Below are 18055 nucleotides of genomic sequence, written 5' to 3'. Positions count from 1 at the left end.
ACTTTACTACAATACTACGGTTTTTAAGAATTAATTTATTAAAAAACTTATACTACAAAACTACATTAAACTACAATACTACGGATATAAAAATTTAAGCTGTTTCTACTAAATTATCATGCATGATTTGCAAAAAAATGATTTTATAACAAATCACCATACCTCAATTTCTTTGAGGGTTTTCCTACCATAAACTACTAACAGCTTAATAAGATTTTATATTAAGTACTACGTGTTGTCAAGAGTATGTATAAAGTTAATTTTCATTTAAATATATGCTTAAATTGCAGTTTATATTTCAGATATAGAGCGATGTCCAAGTCCTATTACAACTTCATTCAAATGTAATAATCCTATGCTCATGAATATACATACGCTCAAGTGTTCGCCAGATCTTGCAATTCCTATTTTTCCACCTACATTAAGACCATTTGCCTTTGATGCAACTTGTATTATAGCTTCTCTTGTAGCGCCAGCAACAGCACCATCATGAGGATGACAATCCTTTATAAGACCATGCCTTTTTGATGCTACTAATGCTCTTTCAATTATCTTAGGTATAGAAGATATTAAATTACCACCTATATCTACAGCAACAGTAAGTATTTCTTTATCTTTAAAATCTTTAATTAACTTAGATTCATTTTCTCTTGAAGAGATTGCCATTTCAATAGATGCCTTGGCTACGTCATTACTATCCCAATTCATATTATCAACTCCAAACAACTATAGTTAATATTTAATAGCTAATGGTGAATATTTAATAAAAATGTTTTAAATAAGCTAAGATATGATTGATTTTATACTAACTATTAAATACATATAGATTATGTCACCATAAGGGAACTTTGTAAACAGTAAATTGTATATTTATTATATTATTCTAATAACATAAAAATGTGCAAATTTTTTGAATAGTAAAATTTTTATTAAATGTGTATAATGATATTATATAGGGAAATAAAGGGGGAAAGAAAAATGACAGAAGTATCACCAAAAATTGTAGGTTTAACAGAATCAAGTGTTAATGATGGAAGAGAAGTATATGATTTTTTACTCTTAAATGATGAGATAGTAGAAAAATCATATAAATCAATTAGAGATAGACTTATATTCACAAATAAGAGGGTAATTGTTATTGACGTGCAGGGCATAACAAGTAGAAAAAGAGGATATATGAGCATACCGTATTCAAAGATTTCTTCATTTTCTTGCGAAAGTGGAGGGAATTTTGATATAGATGCAGAACTAAAAATTTGGGCGTCAGGTTTTGGAAAGATATATTTTGAATTTTCAATAGATACTGATATAAGACCTTTAGCTAAATTGATAAGTATGTATGTGTGTATGTGAATAAATGTATATAAATTTTAAAGAATTTATACTAAAAAATATTAATCTAAAAATTGCCTTAAACATATGTACTATATATATGAATTTACAAAGAGTTTTGTGTAATACTAATATAGAAAGCATCTTAAGAAAACGAACTATGCTGATTTATAAAAAAATTAGCTATAATAAGAAAGATGGGATGCGATATGAAAAAAATAGTATTACGCACTTTAAGACTACTATTAGGATACTTAGTTTCTTCAATAGGCGTTGTGATAATTATTAATACTAATTTAGGACTTTGTCCTTGGGATGTACTAGATCATGGCATTGCTAAGGTGGGAAATATTTCAAGAGGTAAATCTCATATTGCTGTAGGCGCTATGCTTCTAGTAGCAAACGGAGTTTTAGGAGAAAGGCTTGGTTGGGGAACTATTGGAGGAATGGTATTTGTAGGTATTTTTATGGATTTTTTAATGGGAAATAATCTAATACCTATATTTGAAAGTATTTTTTTAAGATTTCTAATGCTGTTTATAGGGTTATTTATAATTGGAATTGGTACTTATCTATATATTGGAGTAGGGCTAGGAGCGGGCCCTAGAGATGGAATTATGGTGGCGCTGACAAGAAAAACTCATAAATCCGTGTGCGTAGTTAGAGGATTTATTGAAGTAACAGTACTGGCAATAGGGTATTTCTTAGGTGGATTTGTAGGTATAGGTACAGTAATAACAGCATTTGCTACAGGATGTTTTATACAACTTGCTTTTAAAATGTTTAAATTTGATGTGAAAAAGGTTAAACCAAGGTTTATAGATGACGATATAAGAGCATTAAAGAGGAAGTTTGATGAAAGAAGAAGACAGAAAAGAAAACTTTGAGTGCAAAAATATAATGATTTTTGCACTCTTGTTTTTAGAGTCAAATTTAAATAAATAACTCGTATAATCCAAGAGCTATAATGATGCATGCAGAAATTATCTCTGAGTATTTTGATAATTTATTAGAAAATATCTTTTCACCAATGTAATATCCTAATGAAATAAATACTAAACTAAAAAGTATTGAGAATATTGATGTTGTATAAATATTTAACCCTGTAATACTTGCGCCTATCCCAAAGCCAATATTATTTAAACAGAGAAGAATGCCCAATATAATAGATTCTTTAAACTCAATAGTTTTAGAGTGATTAGTATCTATTATTTCTGGACTTCTAAGTGCAGCTTCATAGCGGCAAATTTCACACATATCTTCACTTAATTCTTCTGAATTATTGTCATTATTTGCACATTTTTTTAATGAAACTATTAATAGATACAGCCCTAATAGAATTAATATGCTGCTTCCTATTATATTTGTGTACATTAATGGAATTAACTTTGTGAGTAATTTTCCCAATATCATTGCTAAAAAAGTTCCCATACCGGCAATAAAGGATACTACAAAATTATTAATTAAATTTATTTTGACTTTTTTTGCTCCATAATTAAACCCGACAATAAGACTATCGCTGCTTGAAGATATAGCAAAAAAGAGAATTGATAAAATATGCATTAAATCCCTCCGTATTAAAAATGATACAAGATTATAATATGGAGGAATTTATCAAATGTTTACTAAGCTCTATATATTTCATTTTGAAAAAGTAGTAAGAGGCTACAATACTTTTAAAAAAATTCAAGATTACACCTATGTAGTTTTTTAGATTGTGATATATAAGATAATACATAATGCATAAAATGTATTGTATGATTATATGAATATATACAATATAATCATATGGAGGGTTGAAGATCAAAATAGGAAGCTTAAGTATTAGTAAAAATATATAATTTATAGTATATAGATAAAAACTTATACAGGAGGTATTAATGTTTGAAAAAGATTATATTACAAGTTTTTAGACTTTTTTTCGGACTTTTTCTCTTTGCTTTAGGTGTAGTTATGACATTAAATGCAAATATAGGAGTTGGATGCTGGGATGTTTTAAATCAAGGGATTGTGAGAAAGGTTCCTATAACTCTGGGACAAGCAAATATTGCAGTGGGAGCAGTTTTGCTTATAATAAATTGCAAGCTAGGGGAAAGAATAGGATGGTCTTCTGTTGCTAATATGATATTTATTGGAATTTTTATGGACATTCTTTTAATCAATGATTTTGTGCCTATGGTGTATGGGGGCATATCAAGTGTTTTAATGATACTCTTAGGATTGTTTATAATTGGGATAGGAAGTTATCTTTATATTGGAGTAGGATTAGGCACAGGACCAAGGGATGGACTTATGGTTGCATTTACTAAAAGAACTAATAAATCTGTTAGGTTTATTAGAAATTCAATTGAGATATGTGTATCAATTATAGGATACATGCTGGGAGGATTTGTAGGAGTAGGAACTGTGATTATATCTTTAAGTATAGGATACTTTGTGCAATTTGCATTTAAGCTATTTAGATTTGATGTGAAAGTTGTTAAACATAGATTTATAGATGAAGATATAAAATTTTTAAAGAATAAGTTTTTTAGAAGCAAAGACATTAAGAATAAGGAAATTGAGGAAAATAATTAGAGAAGGTTAACAACAATTTTAGCTTCAGGGACGATTACTAAAATAATCAATAACAGCGTACTTTGAATATCTAAAGGAATGCTATTTTGTATTAACCTTTTCCTAAACTTAAAGGGTTGACTTTGACAAGCAATATATTTCATAATAGTTGTAGGATTAAATATTTGATTGGAGATGTTCTAAATGAAGAGACCGAATAGAAATGATTTATGTTGGTGTGGTAGTGGGAAAAAGTATAAAAAGTGTCATTTCGAAGAGGATAACAAGTTATATGATTATGAAGAACAAGGATTTATAATACCTCCCCTTAATATAATAAAAACCCCAGAACAAATTGAAGGTATAAGAAAAAGTGGTAAGATCACTAATGAAATATTAGATATTGTTGGAGAGAGAATTAAAGAAGGAATAACTACTAATGAAATAGATAACTGGGTTAGTGAGTATACCATTAAAAGTGGAGGGATTGCAGCCCCATTAAATTATTTTGGCTTCACTAAAAGTGTATGTACCTCTATAAATAATGTTATATGTCACGGTATACCAGAGGATAGAGCTTTAAAAAATGGTGATATTATTAATGTAGATGTAAGTACTATACTAAACGGATATTATTCTGATGCAAGTAGAATGTTTATAGTAGGAGAAACAAGTGAAAAAGCTGTTAAACTTGTAGAAGCAGCAAAGGAAGCTTTATATATAGGAATTAATGCAGTGAAACCTTATGGAGATCTTAATGATGTAGGAAGAGCTATTGAAAGTTACTGTAATAAACTAGGTTACTCTGTAGTAAGAGATTTAGGTGGTCATGGAGTAGGTTTAAAATTTCATGAAGAGCCTCATGTTGATCATTTTGCAAGACCTGGTAAGGGAGTACTTTTATTGCCTGGAATGGTATTCACTATAGAACCTATGATAAACGAAGGCAGCTATGAATGTGTTACACTTGAAGATGGTTGGACTGTAATTACTAAGGATGGTTCACTATCAGCTCAATGGGAACACACTATAGCTGTTACAAAGGATGGAGTAGAAATATTGGTGTAGGTCAGTTTGCTACTCTGAAATTTGCAGATGCTAATCATTTGAAATAATATTGACAATATTAATATAAAGTGGTAAGATGATAAAAAGTTAAACGTAAATAATTTGTTTTAATAAATTCATTGAAGTGGAAGAGTAGCTATATTGCCTAGTTTCAGAGAGTTGAGGATGGTGGAATCTCAATACGATGTCATGTAGTGAATGGACCATTTAGAAGTAAGCCGAAAGTTTAAGTGAAATCTTAAATTAGTAGTACTTAACGGAGGCCACCCGTTATAGTGGATAGGACATGTTAGTGTCTGATTGAGAGATATGCTTTTGCATAATTTAGGTGGTACCGCGAATAATACCTTCGCCCTAATTTTTTTAGGGTGAGGGTTTTTTTATTTTCTAAAATATTAAATGAAACATCTCAATTAGTTGAGATGTGATGATTTACAACGGAATTAAAAATTTTTATAAATCATGCATAAATGATGCAAGGAGGTGAGTACTATGGTTTGAAATGAAGATATATCTGATTGGCATTGGTTAATTTATAAGAAAACTATAAGATTTTATGAAATATTTAGGGGGTTATTTATTATGAATTTAAAAAAAATTATTATCAACTCACTTCTTTTAGCCATAGGTTTGATTTTACATCAAGTTGCTCCACCACTTTTATTTGGGATGAAGCCTGATATTTTGCTTACTATGATGTTTATAACTATACTTATTAGTAAAGATTACAAACTTGCTGTAATTATTAGCATTGCATCAGGAATACTTACTGCTGCAACTACGACCTTTCCAGGAGGACAAATTCCAAATGTTATAGATAAATTAATTACTGGACAAATTGTATACTTGATGTTTAAAATTACAGATAAAAAGTTAAATAATCAATTTCAGATGGCATTAGTTTCAGTTATAGGAACAGTAATTAGTGGAACTATTTTTCTAGGAAGTGCATTTTACATCTTCGGATTACCAGCTCCATTTTCAATTTTAATGTATACAGTAGTACTTCCTGCAACTATAGTTAACACTTTGGTTGGAGTGATACTTTATAATTCTATTCAATTAGCATTAAAGAGAACGGCTTATTAGAAAAATGAGGACGGCTAACAACAAATTTTAATTTTAAAGGGACGGTTATTGTAATTACAATAACCGTCCCCTTTTGGCATAGCAAAAACATACCTAAAATAAAAACTAAAAATGCATTTATTATAACCCGCTCTACTTAACTTAATGTTTCCACAAGTTGGGGATTAACAACTTTATAAATTAATTAGATTGTTAGTTGACTAATAATTTTTTATATATGTATTTTTTGTTAAATACAATAATATAGTTGACTGAAGGGTAAGTCAGTGCTAGAATAATTACTTAGTCGGCTAATTTAAATTTAAGCTTGTATAAGTATTTAGGCATATTGAGGATTTGTTAACATAGGAGGAATTAAAAATGGAGGATTTTAAAAAAGATTCATTATATCATGTGTTTTCTCAGGTGATGAAGCTTCACTTTCATCGTGTACATTCTTTACTAAATACAATTGATATATACCCTGGCCAGCCACCCATGCTTTTTGCACTACATATTAAGGATGGCCAGAGTCAAAAAGAACTTGCTGAAAGGCTTAAGGTTAAACCTGCTACAATTACAGTTATGCTGAAAAGAATGGAAAATGCAGGGCTTTTAGAACGCAGGCCCGATGAAAATGATCAAAGAATATCTAGAGTATATTTTACAGATAAGGGTCGAGAAGCTTATGAAATAGTTCATGGACTAATGAAGATTATAGAATCAGAGTGCTTTGAAAATTTCACCATAGAAGAGAAAATACTGCTCAAAAGGCTTCTAATGCAGATGAAGGATAATTTAGAAGATAAAGTGGGGAGGGTTAACAACCATTGCATGGAAAAGCAAGAAAATGGGGATGGTTAACTACTAATGCAAATTAGTAAAAGTATTAAATTGGCATGCGACCGTAATTATTTGATGTTATTGACTAGTTTAAAGGAGATGAAAATTTATGATTAAATTGTTTAGGTTTTTAAAGCCTTACAAAAGATATGTAGCTATGGTTTTGATTCTTTTATTTCTCCAATCCATGGCTGAACTTTACTTACCTACATTAATGTCAGACATTGTTGATACAGGTATAGTTAAAGGAGATACAGATTACATTTTAAAAATTGGAGGATTTATGCTTCTTGTAGCCTTTGGAAGTGCTATATGTGTAATTTTATCAAGCTTTTTATCATCCAAAGTTGCTACAGCATTTGGTAGAGATATTAGAAAAGAGGTTTTTGTTAAAGGAGAGAGGTTCTCACTTCATGAGTTTGATAAAATAGGAACTTCATCTATGATTACAAGAACTACAAATGATGTTACGCAAATTCAACAGGTTACAATTATGATAATGCGTATGATGGTTAGTGCTCCTATAATGGCTATTGGTGGAATTATCATGGCTTTATCAAAGGATAAAAAGTTATCCTTAGTGCTTGCAGTTGCAATCCCACTACTTGGATTAGTCATATTTTTAGTAGCAAAAAAGGCAGTGCCTTTATTTAAAGTAATGCAAAAGAAAGTTGATAAGATAAATCTTGTACTACGTGAAAATTTAATAGGGATTAGGGTAATTCGTGCCTTTAATCGTATTGAAGATGAGAAGGAGCGTTTTGAAGAGGCAAGTTATGACTTTACCACAACTGCTATTAAAGTAAATAAGATGATGGCAGTTGTTATGCCTGTTATGATGATAATAATGAACTTTACAAGTATTGCAATTATTTGGTTTGGAGGTCTTCGTATTGATACTGGAGATATACAAGTTGGGGATATGATGGCTTTTTTACAATATGCTATGCAAATTATGTTTTCATTCCTTATGGTTGCAATAATGTTTGTTATGATACCTCGTGCAGAGGCTTCAGCGGTTAGAATTAATGAAGTGCTAGATATTGATCCAGAAATTACTGATACTAAAAATCCTAGAAATACTGATGGTAGAAAGGGATATGTAGAATTTAAGGATGTTACCTTTAGCTACCCAGGAGCAGAGCAGCCAGCCATAAAGGATATTTCCTTTAGTGTAAATCCAGGAGAAACAACTGCAATAATTGGGGGTACAGGTTCTGGTAAATCAACACTTATAAATCTTATTCCACGTTTTTATGATATCCAAAGTGGAAATATTTTAGTTGATGGTGTGGATATTCGAGAAATGTCTCAAGAGAATCTTAGAAAAAAGATAGGATTTGTGCCACAAAAGGCAGTGCTGTTTACTGGAACTATTAGTGAAAATATTAAATATGGTAAGGAAGATGCAACAGAAGATGAAATAAAGCATGCAGCCGAAGTTTCTCAAGCCTCTGAATTTGTAAATAACATGAAAGAGGGATATGATGCTGTAATTGCCCAAGGTGGTAACAATGTGTCTGGTGGACAAAAACAGAGATTATCCATTGCACGTGCTCTTATAAGAAGACCGGAAATATATATATTTGATGATAGTTTTTCAGCTCTTGATTTTAAAACTGATGCAAAGCTTAGGGGTGCCCTAAAAGGAGAAACTAAGGAATCAACCGTAATTATAGTTGCTCAAAGAGTAAGTACTGTAATGGATGCAGATAGAATTATAGTTTTAGATGAAGGCAGAATTGCAGGAATTGGAACTCATAGAGAGCTTTTAAAATCTTGTGAAGTTTATAAAGAAATTGTATCTTCACAGCTTAGTGAGGAGGAATTAGCATGAGTGAAAATAAAGGACAAAAACTAGGGAGGCCAGGAAGGGGACCAGGACACGGCGGTGGTCCCATGGGAGCACCTGTAGAAAAGGCAAAAGACTTCAAAGGAACGCTAAAAAGACTTATGAAGTATTTAATGCCAAGGAAGTTTAATCTTATAATAGTATTTATAACAGCAATTATAAGTACAATTTTTAGTATTGTAGGTCCTAAAATTATGGGTAATGCTACAACCAAGTTATTTGAAGGCCTGATGGCTAAAGGGAAATATGCCATGGATTTATTTAAGCCTGAAAATATAGTAAATACTTTAAAGATGCCGGATTTGCCGGAGTCTCTTAGAAAAATGATAACTGGAGCCATGGCCAACCCAGAAGCGGCTAAAGGGACAGCAACTCCTAAGGTAGACGTTACAAATATCGACCCAGAACTTTGGACATTTATTAGTAAACATGGTCCTAAAATAGACTTCGACTATATTGGGAAGATAATTTTAATACTTATAGGACTCTATTTAATCAGTGCTTTATTCAGTTATATTCAGCAATATATCATGGCAGGAGTTGCACAAAATACTGTTTTTGATATGCGTAAAGATGTAAATGAAAAGCTTAATAAATTGCCACTTAAGTACTTTGATTCCCGTACTCATGGAGAAATATTAAGCAGAGTAACCAATGATTTAGATACAGTTGCATCAACTCTTCAGCAGAGTTTAACACAATTTATTACATCTATTGTAACTATTGTTGGAGTAATAGTTATGATGTTAACTATAAGCCCAATGCTTACTTTAGTTACTATTACAACATTACCGCTTTCTGTACTAGTTACAATACTTATAGCTAAAAAGTCTCAAAATTATTTTAAAGAACAGCAAAAGGCTTTAGGAGAGCTTAATGGACACGTAGAAGAAATGTATACTGGTCATAAAATAGTAAAGGTATTTGGACATGAAGAAAAGGCTATAAATGAATTCAATGAAATAAATGAAAGACTTTATAATGTAGGTTGGAAGGCTCAATTTATTTCAGGTATAATAATGCCTATGATGAATTTTATAAATAATATTGGTTATGTTTTAGTATCTGTAGTTGGAGGTATATTTGTAACTAATGGAAAGATTACAGTAGGAAACATTCAGGCATTTATTCAATACTCAAGACAATTTGGTCAGCCGATAGTTCAAACTGCAAATATAGCAAACATTTTACAATCCACTGTAGCAGCAGCAGAACGTGTTTTTGAAATATTGGATGAAGTTGAGGAAATGCCTGATGAAGAAAATGCTAAGATAATTGACATTAAAAACAATGAAATAAAAGAGAAAAATTTAAATAATGGGGAACTTAACGTAGTAGGAGAATTAAAGGGCGGCGTTAAGTTTGAAGGAGTTAAGTTTGGATATAAAGAAACTGTAACACTGATGGAAAATATGAATATAGATGTAAAGTCTGGCCAAACCGTTGCAATAGTGGGGCCGACTGGAGCGGGAAAAACTACTCTTGTAAATTTACTTATGAGATTTTACGAAATTCAAGGTGGCAAAATTTTAATTGATGGAGTAGATATAAAAGATTTTAAACGTGGAGATTTAAGAAGCATGTTTGGAATGGTACTTCAAGATACTTGGTTATTTACAGGTTCTATAAAGGATAATATAGCTTATAGCCGTAAAGATGCAACATTTGAAGAAGTAGTTAGAGCTGCAAAAGCTGCTCATGCAGATCATTTTATTAGAACGCTACCTGAAGGTTATGACACAATATTAAATGAAGAAGCTTCTAATATTTCACAAGGTCAAAAACAGCTTCTGACTATTGCTCGTGTAATACTTGCAGATCCTTCAATATTAATACTTGATGAAGCAACATCAAGCGTTGATACAAGAACAGAAGTACAAATACAAAAGGCTATGAATAGCTTAATGCAGGGAAGAACAAGCTTTGTAATTGCACATAGATTATCAACAATTCGTGATGCAGATTTAATACTTGTTATGAACAACGGAACTATCATTGAGCAAGGTAATCATCATGAGCTTTTAGAGAATGGCGGATTTTACGCTGATCTTTATAATAGCCAATTCTCAGCTGCCAGCGGAGAATAGAGAATGTTAATAACAATTAAATGATTAACAAAGAGTGATATGCACTGATATAGTTTGACATGATAAGCCAATTTGATAAAATTAAATAATAAGCTTTAATATTTAATAGTTAATATTTTGTGAGGAATTTTTGCGAATAAATCTTCTAAACAAAGTATTAACTATTATGCATTTAATATTAGCTAAAAATAATAGTGGAGGATTTTATAAACTATGGAAAATACAAAGGATAATATTTATAAGAACAGATGGCTAATACTCCTTATCGTTGTTATGCAGCCATTTATGGCATGCTTAGATGGTAGTATTGTCAATGTTGCTTTGCCTGTTATGGCAAGAAGGCTATCAGTAACTATGTCATCAATAGAGTGGGTGGTAACAAGTTACCTAATAGTTATTTCAGCAACTATTTTAGTTTTTGGCAGGCTTGGAGATATAAAAGGAAAGACTACTGTGTTTAAATGGGGACTTGTACTTTTTGCGATAGGATCATTGCTTTGTGGGATTTCAAGTACATTAACTATGCTTGTGGTTTCTAGAGTGGTACAAGCTATTGGAGCATCAGCAACCATGGCAACAAATCAGGGTATTATAACGCATGTATTCCCAGCAGAAGAAAGAGGACGAGCACTCGGAATATCAGGGACATTTGTTGCACTTGGAACACTAGTAGGCCCCCCACTTGGAGGCTTCATAGTATCTGTTGCAAGCTGGCAATACATATTTTTAATCAATGTACCTATAGGAATTTTAATATTTATATTTGGTATGAAGTTTTTACCTAAGTCCAATGATGGAGTAAATGAAAAGTTAGATATTAAAGGAGCATTTTTATTTTTAGTAGCAATTGTTTCATTATTTATGTGTGTTACAAAGGGCCAGGAAATTGGGTATAATAATTTTATGATAATTTTAGGATTTGTATTAGCAATAGTTTCATTTTCAGCATTCATAATACTTGAAAAAAGAACAGAGTCACCATTATTGCAGTTGGATATTTTTAAAAATAAATTATTTTCAATAAGCGTATTTTGTGCATTTATTTCATTTGCAGCAATTAGTTGTATAAATATAATCCAGCCATTTTACCTTCAGGAAGTTATAAAATTATCACCTTCATCTACAGGATTGTTTATGATGGTTTACCCTTTAATTTTAACTGTAGTTGCTCCAATTAGTGGGTACTTATCAGACAAGATTGGATCAGAATTTCTTACATTTCTAGGGATTTCGTTTACAGCAGTAGGGTTAATATTTATGTCTACCTTAAATGAGTATTCAACTATAGGAGTTATGATGATTTTTGTATCCATACTATCTTTAGGAAATGGACTATTCCAATCCCCAAACACTTCTTTAGTAATGTCTACTGTACCAAAGCATAAACTTGGTATTGCAGGCAGCGTAAATGCTTTAGTAAGAAATGTAGGAATGGTTTTTGGAGTTTCATTTTCAACAACTTTATTATACAACAGAATGAGTTATAAAATTGGATATAAAGTTTCAAGTTTTGTTCAAGGTAGGGAAGACGTATTTATTTATGGAATGAGAATTGTGTATATTTCCGCGGCAATAATATGTGTAATTGGTGCTTTAACTACAGCTCTTAGATTATATCAAAAGAGAAGAAGTAAAAAAGAACTGTCTAAGGTTGCCTAAGGTGGGGACGGTTAACAACAATTTATTAAATCCATTTAATTTATGGATTGTGATAAATAACATTGAAATTATAAGTATTTTGCACTAAAATAGAAAAGAATAAGATTTATAATTATACGTTCCAACATGAGGTGATAGAATGAGTGATAATAACAGTAATAATAGTATAGCAGGAGAAGGCTGCGAGTTATTAATTCCGATAAATGAAAGAAAGCCATTGAAAGATATAGAAAGAAGTATAATTAAAACATATAGAAAAGGGATATGGTCTAAGTTTATTAGAGCAATTAGCGATTTTAAATTAATAGATGAAGGCGATAAAGTTGCAGTAGCTATTTCTGGAGGTAAGGATAGTTTGCTCTTGGCAAAGCTATTCCAAGAATTTCAAATACACTCAAAGACTAAATTTGAGTTAGAGTTTATTGCAATGGATCCAGGTTTTCATGAAAGTAATAAAGAGATGCTGTTAAGTAACTGTGAGTATTTGAATATTCCAGTTAAAATGTTTGATTCTGGAATTTTTGAAGTTGTAGATAGGATTGCAAGGGATTATCCATGTTATATGTGTGCAAGAATGCGTAGAGGTTCATTATATAATAAGGCAAAGGAACTTGGATGTAATAAATTAGCACTGGGTCACCATTTTAATGATGTTATTGAAACAACTTTATTAAATGTATTGTACTCTGGAAATTTTCAAACCATGAGACCTAAATTAAAAGCTAAAAACTTTGAAGGTTTAGAATTAATTAGGCCGATGTTTTATATCCATGAAGATGATATTAGACGTTATACATTAAATGCTGGAATTTCTCCTATGAACTGTGGTTGTATGGTAGCAGCTAGTAAGATTTCAGGTAAACGTACTGAAATAAAAAATTTAATTAAAGATCTAAAGAAGAACTTTAAAGATGTAGAAAAATCTATATTCCAATCAGCACAAAATGTTGGAATGGATTCCATTTTAGGCTGGGTAAAGGACGGAAAAAAATATTCATACTTAGATTTTTATGATGAAGAATAGATTTTAAATAATAGGGGCGGTTAGCAATAGACGTTATAAGAGTCATTGTTGACCGTCCCTAATATTAACTATAAAAAGTGGTATAATAATATTTATGTGTAAAATAATTGTTTTTAGGAGGAAGTGAGTATGGCGCAATTACTTAAACCTTTAGAAATAAGAAATTTAAAATTAACTAACAGATTTGTGATGCCTCCAATGGCTACTGCAAAGTCAGAAGAAAATGGGAAGGTAAGTCAGGAAGTTTTAAATTATTACAAAGAAAAATCTCAAGGTGGATACATAGGACTTATTATTATTGAACATAGCTTCATAATGACAGAAGGTAAGGCAAGCAAGAATCAACTTTCTTGTGCAGATGATAGCGTAATTGATGGATTGAAAAAATTAGCGCATATAATTAAGGAAAATGGATCTAAAGCTATAATGCAGCTTAATCATGCAGGTAGTGGAACTACTGAAGAGATAATTGGAACAACACCAGTAGGGCCTTCAGCCATAGCTAATCCTCGTCGTGGGAATATGCCTCGTGAACTTAGTCACAATGAAATTAAAAATATCATAAAGGCATTTAAAGATTCAGCAGTGCGTGTTAAAGAGGCTGGATTTGATGGAGTAGAAATACATTCAGCTCATGGATATCTTTTAAACCAATTCTTTTCTCCATTAACTAATAAAAGAGATGATGAATATGGTGGAGATGTTTATAATAGAATTAAAATTCATCTTGAAGTAATAAAAGCAGTACGTGAAGCTGTGGGAGATGATTTCCCTATTCTATTAAGGCTTGGTGCCTCAGATTTTTCAGAAGGTGGAACTACTGTTGAAGATAGCAAAATTGCTGCAAGAGAATTTGAAAAGGCAGGAGTGGATATTTTAGATATATCAGGAGGCCATTCAGGGTATGCTGTACCAAATCTTACAGGACAGGGGTATTTTTCACCATTAACTGAAGAAATTAAAAAGGTTGTAAACATTCCTGTAATCCTAACTGGTGGAATTACTGAAGCAGAGGCTGCTGAAAGTCTTTTAGCCGAAGGAAAGGCAGATCTTGTTGGAGTAGGTAGAGCAATATTTAGTAATTCCAATTGGACAAAGCAAGCTCATAAAAAATTAGGTGAGGTTAATAACTAATTAATGGATTAAGAAGATAAATGAGGACAGTTAGCTAAAATATTAACCGTCCCAAAAGTTTTAAAGTTAGGAGAGAATATATTGAGAAGGGAAATGTTACTAGAAATATTTAGCAAGGGGATTAGTGGTAAGAATTATGATAAGGGACAAATAGTGCTGGATAACGATTTGGTTTCTTCTATAAATATTACTAGTGAAGAAAATTTAATTTGTATAGATGGAAATGTTATTTCTGCAAATCTTTTCAATGAATATAGTACAAAAATTGAAATGGATGCTGAAAAGAAAAGTATTTTCTCCACTTCTTGCAGTTGTAAGGATTATGAAAATAACGAATTTAAAAAGGAAAATTATTGTTGTAAACATTTAGTTGCAACTTTCTATAAATGCTTAGATGAATTAACAAAACATCCTCTTTTAAAAGAAGAACAAGAGAAAAATTTAATAGTGAAAAATCACGAGGAAAGTATATTTAAAAATAAAAATAGTACTTTAGAAATGCTTTTAGAAGATGAAAAGTATAAGGATGAAATAAAATTAGAGATTTATATAAATAAAAATGAATTTAATGCTAACATTACAGCGGAATTTAAGATAGGACTTAACTCTATGAGCTCTAATAGTCTTTATGTTTTAAAGGATATAGATCAGTTTTTAACTTACTACTATAACAAAGTTCCTATAAAATATAGTAAAAACTTTACATTTGATATTAGAAATCAAAGACTTAGTACAAAGGATAAGAGAATTATTGATTTTATTATTATGTTAAAGGAAATAGAAGGTCCTCATAAATATATCAATAGAACTGAAAAAAAAGCCGTAAATGGAAAGTATATCAATATACCTAAATATTTAGTAAGACAATTTTTTTATACTATAAAAAGTCACAGAGTTTATTTAAATGAAGGATTTTTTTATAGGGCTGTTGAAACTGAAATATTAAATGAATCTCCGCCTATAAAATTTGATTTAAAAATGGTAAAGAGTGAATATGTGCTTAAATCTCCAGATGGAATGCCAATGAGTTTAGGCTCTAAAAATGATGTTTTTTTATATGGATCAACAATATATTTACCAGACTATGAGTTTTGTTATAAAATAACACCATATCTTGAAGTGCTTAAAGGAGTAAGAGTTGTCACAGTTCCAAGAGAGGAGGAAGAGACTATATTACGAAAGTTAATTCCAAATCTTAAATTTTTATCTTCTAACATTACATTAACCAAAAATATAAAAGATAAAATAGTAATGGATGAGTGTAAGTTTAATTTTTATTTTGATCAGGAAGGGAAAAATATTAATCTTACTTTAAAGGTTAGGTATGGGGCCTTTGAATTTAACATATTTGAAGATTACAATGAGAAAATTATATACAGAGATTCTAAAAAAGAACATGATGTAATCTCACGCCTTAGAGCATTTGGATTTGAAGCAGTAGCAGGGAAGTTTTATCTATTAATGGGAGATGACTATATATTCAGGTTTTTCAAAAGTGAAATAGATAAGCTGCAGGAAATAGGAGATGTATATTACTCCGAGAACTTTAAAGGTATAAAATCTATTGGTAAAAAAGGAATTAGTGGAGATATTAAATCAGGTAAGTACAATTATTTTGAAATGGAGTTTAAAATAGGGGATATTCCACCTCAAGAGACCTCTAAAATATTAAGAGCATTTAGAGATAATCTAAAATATTACAAGCTTGAAAATGGAGAATACCTTGACTTAGAGGAACTGGAACTTAATAAGTTTTTGAAGCTTTTAGATGTGGTTTCTCATGATGATATAGATGAAAATAATATTAAAATATCTAAAAGTAAGGGAGTTTTCATAGATAATTATTTAGATGAAAATGATATTAGGTATATAAAAGGCAAAAAAGAATTAAAAGAAATAAGAGATAGATTTAAGAATATAGAAAAATTAAAGTTTGAGACTCCAAAGGACTTAAAGGGAAGCTTAAGAGAATATCAAAAATTTGGATATAATTGGATGAAAACTCTGGATTATTTAGGATTTGGAGGGATTTTAGGAGACGAAATGGGACTTGGTAAAACCCTTCAAACTATTGCTTTTATATTATCTAATAAAGAGAAGAAGTCATTAATTATAGCCCCTACATCATTAGTATATAATTGGATAAATGAATTTAAAAAATTTGCACCATCTATTAAGGCAGTTGCCATTAATGGAATAAGAGAAGAGAGAGAAAAGATAATTAAAAATATAGAAACTTATGATGTAGTAATAACAACTTATAATTTATTAAAGAGAGATTCAGATATTTATGAGGCCATAGAATTTGATTATTGTATATTAGATGAAGCTCAATATATAAAAAATTCAAATTCTCAAAATGCTATATCAGTAAAAGAGATAAAGGCAAAAACAAGATTTGCATTATCAGGTACACCAATTGAAAATTCTCTTATGGAGCTATGGTCTATATTTGATTTTATAATGCCTGGATATCTATATGATGAAAAGAGATTTAGCGTAAGATATCATAAAAAACTTAAAGAAGGCCCAGAGGTTTTAGAAGAATTAAATAAACTTATAAAGCCGTTTATTCTTAGAAGAAGAAAAAAGGATGTTATAAAAGAATTGCCTGACAAAATAGAAAAAAGGCTACTTGTAAGCTTAGACGATGAGCAAAAAAAGGTATATAAAGCTTATGCAAATTATGCAGTAGAACTTATTGAAAAAAAGGTGCGTGATGACGAATTTAAAAAGAGCAAGATAGAAATACTTTCTTACATAACAAAGCTAAGACAGCTGTGCTTAGATCCAAAAGTACTCATGGATGATTATACTGGAAGCAGCGGAAAGATAGAAGCCCTTGTGGAAATCCTGTTTCAAAGTATAGAAGAAGGCCACAGAATACTTGTATTTTCACAGTTTACATCTGTGCTTAAAAACATTGGGAAAAGACTTGAGTTAGAATCAATATCTTTTAGTTATCTAGATGGTTCCGTCCCTTCAGAAAAGAGAATGAATATGGTAAATGCTTTTAATGATGGGAAGAACTCAGTATTCTTAATAAGTTTAAAAGCGGGAGGAACGGGGCTGAATTTAACTTCAGCAGATGTGGTGGTTCACTTTGATCCTTGGTGGAACCCAGCAGTTGAAGAACAGGCTACAGACAGAGCACACAGAATCGGGCAAGAAAACGTGGTAGAAGTAATAAAAATCATAGCCGAAGGAACTATCGAGGAAAAAATTATATCACTTCAAGAAGAAAAGAAAAAGCTAATTTCACAATTGATGGGAGACGAACTTTCAGGCGGTGAAGGCTTTGCGGCTTTAAGTGATGAAGAAATATTAGGATTGTTTGAAAATGGGGATGGTTAACAACTATTGAATTTATATATGATATTTGTATTCAATAATTGTAAATATAAGCATTGTATATAAAAGAGGTTCTGATCG

Annotated in this window: 14 protein-coding genes and 1 other annotated feature; of the genes, 12 read left to right on the top strand and 2 right to left on the bottom strand. The window is 30.8% G+C overall.

Annotation, left to right across the window (positions count from 1 at the left end):
• Positions 1–291: 291 nt before the first annotated feature.
• On the bottom strand, positions 292–708 hold the full coding sequence (locus DP68_RS16950; RefSeq protein WP_035311592.1) for a HutP family protein: 417 nt from the start codon (positions 706–708) through the stop codon (positions 292–294).
• Between the two features lie 270 nt (positions 709–978).
• On the opposite strand from DP68_RS16950, the gene DP68_RS16945 reads away from it, so the two are divergent.
• Together DP68_RS16945 and DP68_RS16940 are read left to right on the top strand one after the other, a co-directional pair.
• Positions 979–1353, top strand: coding sequence for a PH domain-containing protein (locus tag DP68_RS16945; RefSeq protein WP_035311591.1), 375 nt, complete (start codon positions 979–981; stop codon positions 1351–1353).
• A gap of 188 nt (positions 1354–1541) precedes the next feature.
• The gene (locus DP68_RS16940; RefSeq protein WP_035311590.1) at positions 1542–2219 is read left to right on the top strand and encodes a membrane protein; all 678 of its coding nucleotides are present in this window, start codon (positions 1542–1544) and stop codon (positions 2217–2219) included.
• 46 nt (positions 2220–2265) lie between these two features.
• Here DP68_RS16940 and ytaF read toward each other — a convergent pair whose 3' ends face one another.
• Entirely contained in the window at positions 2266–2895 is a 630-nt protein-coding gene (gene ytaF, locus DP68_RS16935; protein ID WP_035311589.1) for a sporulation membrane protein YtaF, read from the bottom strand.
• Between the two features lie 321 nt (positions 2896–3216).
• Between ytaF and DP68_RS16930 the strand changes: the two genes are divergently transcribed.
• The 10 genes from DP68_RS16930 to DP68_RS16885 all read left to right on the top strand — a co-directional run bounded on the left by DP68_RS16930 (position 3217) and on the right by DP68_RS16885 (position 17977).
• Positions 3217–3909: a membrane protein gene (locus DP68_RS16930; RefSeq protein WP_035311588.1), complete on the top strand. Its 693-nt coding sequence runs from the start codon at positions 3217–3219 to the stop codon at positions 3907–3909.
• Positions 3910–4092: 183 nt separating this feature from the next.
• Entirely contained in the window at positions 4093–4956 is an 864-nt protein-coding gene (locus DP68_RS16925; RefSeq protein WP_035311587.1) for a methionyl aminopeptidase, read from the top strand.
• Between the two features lie 110 nt (positions 4957–5066).
• Positions 5067–5316: a binding site (T-box leader), on the top strand.
• A 222-nt stretch (positions 5317–5538) separates the two neighbouring features.
• Positions 5539–6045 (top strand): tryptophan transporter, encoded by a 507-nt coding sequence (locus DP68_RS16920; RefSeq protein WP_035311586.1) that lies wholly within the window; start codon positions 5539–5541, stop codon positions 6043–6045.
• Between the two features lie 360 nt (positions 6046–6405).
• On the top strand, positions 6406–6888 hold the full coding sequence (locus tag DP68_RS16915) for a MarR family transcriptional regulator (protein WP_035311585.1): 483 nt from the start codon (positions 6406–6408) through the stop codon (positions 6886–6888).
• Positions 6889–6976: 88 nt separating this feature from the next.
• Positions 6977–8704, top strand: a complete 1728-nt coding sequence (locus tag DP68_RS16910; RefSeq protein ID WP_035311584.1) for an ABC transporter ATP-binding protein — start codon at positions 6977–6979, stop codon at positions 8702–8704.
• A complete protein-coding gene (locus DP68_RS16905) occupies positions 8701–10806 on the top strand; it encodes an ABC transporter ATP-binding protein (RefSeq protein ID WP_035311583.1) in 2106 nt (701 codons plus the stop codon). The genes DP68_RS16910 and DP68_RS16905 overlap by 4 nt, the downstream gene beginning before the upstream one ends.
• A 213-nt stretch (positions 10807–11019) precedes the next feature.
• A complete protein-coding gene (locus DP68_RS16900) occupies positions 11020–12465 on the top strand; it encodes an MFS transporter (protein ID WP_035311582.1) in 1446 nt (481 codons plus the stop codon).
• Between the two features lie 139 nt (positions 12466–12604).
• Complete coding sequence (locus DP68_RS16895) at positions 12605–13489, top strand: tRNA 2-thiocytidine biosynthesis TtcA family protein (RefSeq protein WP_035311581.1); 885 nt, start codon at positions 12605–12607, stop codon at positions 13487–13489.
• Positions 13490–13618: 129 nt separating this feature from the next.
• On the top strand, positions 13619–14623 hold the full coding sequence (locus DP68_RS16890) for an NADH:flavin oxidoreductase (protein WP_035311580.1): 1005 nt from the start codon (positions 13619–13621) through the stop codon (positions 14621–14623).
• Positions 14624–14701: 78 nt separating this feature from the next.
• Positions 14702–17977: an SNF2 helicase associated domain-containing protein gene (locus tag DP68_RS16885; RefSeq protein WP_035311579.1), complete on the top strand. Its 3276-nt coding sequence runs from the start codon at positions 14702–14704 to the stop codon at positions 17975–17977.
• Positions 17978–18055 lie beyond the last annotated feature (78 nt).

The organism is Clostridium sp. HMP27 (assembly GCF_000765165.1).
Classification (GTDB): Bacteria; Bacillota; Clostridia; order Clostridiales; family Clostridiaceae; genus Clostridium_AK.
The sequence above is the reverse complement of the archived record's forward strand: the minus strand, read 5'-3'. Positions and strand labels throughout refer to the sequence as shown.

Bases quoted from the DNA above. Each gene is read 5' to 3' on its own strand.
- DP68_RS16920 (WP_035311586.1), top strand. From the start codon at position 5,539: ATGAATTTAAAAAAAATTATTATCAACTCACTTCTTTTAGCCATAGGT.
- DP68_RS16900 (WP_035311582.1), top strand. From the start codon at position 11,020: ATGGAAAATACAAAGGATAATATTTATAAGAACAGATGGCTAATACTC.
- DP68_RS16910 (WP_035311584.1), top strand. From the start codon at position 6,977: ATGATTAAATTGTTTAGGTTTTTAAAGCCTTACAAAAGATATGTAGCT.
- DP68_RS16940 (WP_035311590.1), top strand. From the start codon at position 1,542: ATGAAAAAAATAGTATTACGCACTTTAAGACTACTATTAGGATACTTA.
- DP68_RS16925 (WP_035311587.1), top strand. From the start codon at position 4,093: ATGAAGAGACCGAATAGAAATGATTTATGTTGGTGTGGTAGTGGGAAA.
- DP68_RS16915 (WP_035311585.1), top strand. From the start codon at position 6,406: ATGGAGGATTTTAAAAAAGATTCATTATATCATGTGTTTTCTCAGGTG.
- DP68_RS16895 (WP_035311581.1), top strand. From the start codon at position 12,605: ATGAGTGATAATAACAGTAATAATAGTATAGCAGGAGAAGGCTGCGAG.
- DP68_RS16890 (WP_035311580.1), top strand. From the start codon at position 13,619: ATGGCGCAATTACTTAAACCTTTAGAAATAAGAAATTTAAAATTAACT.
- ytaF (WP_035311589.1), bottom strand. From the start codon at position 2,895: ATGCATATTTTATCAATTCTCTTTTTTGCTATATCTTCAAGCAGCGAT.
- DP68_RS16945 (WP_035311591.1), top strand. From the start codon at position 979: ATGACAGAAGTATCACCAAAAATTGTAGGTTTAACAGAATCAAGTGTT.
- DP68_RS16905 (WP_035311583.1), top strand. From the start codon at position 8,701: ATGAGTGAAAATAAAGGACAAAAACTAGGGAGGCCAGGAAGGGGACCA.
- DP68_RS16950 (WP_035311592.1), bottom strand. From the start codon at position 708: ATGAATTGGGATAGTAATGACGTAGCCAAGGCATCTATTGAAATGGCA.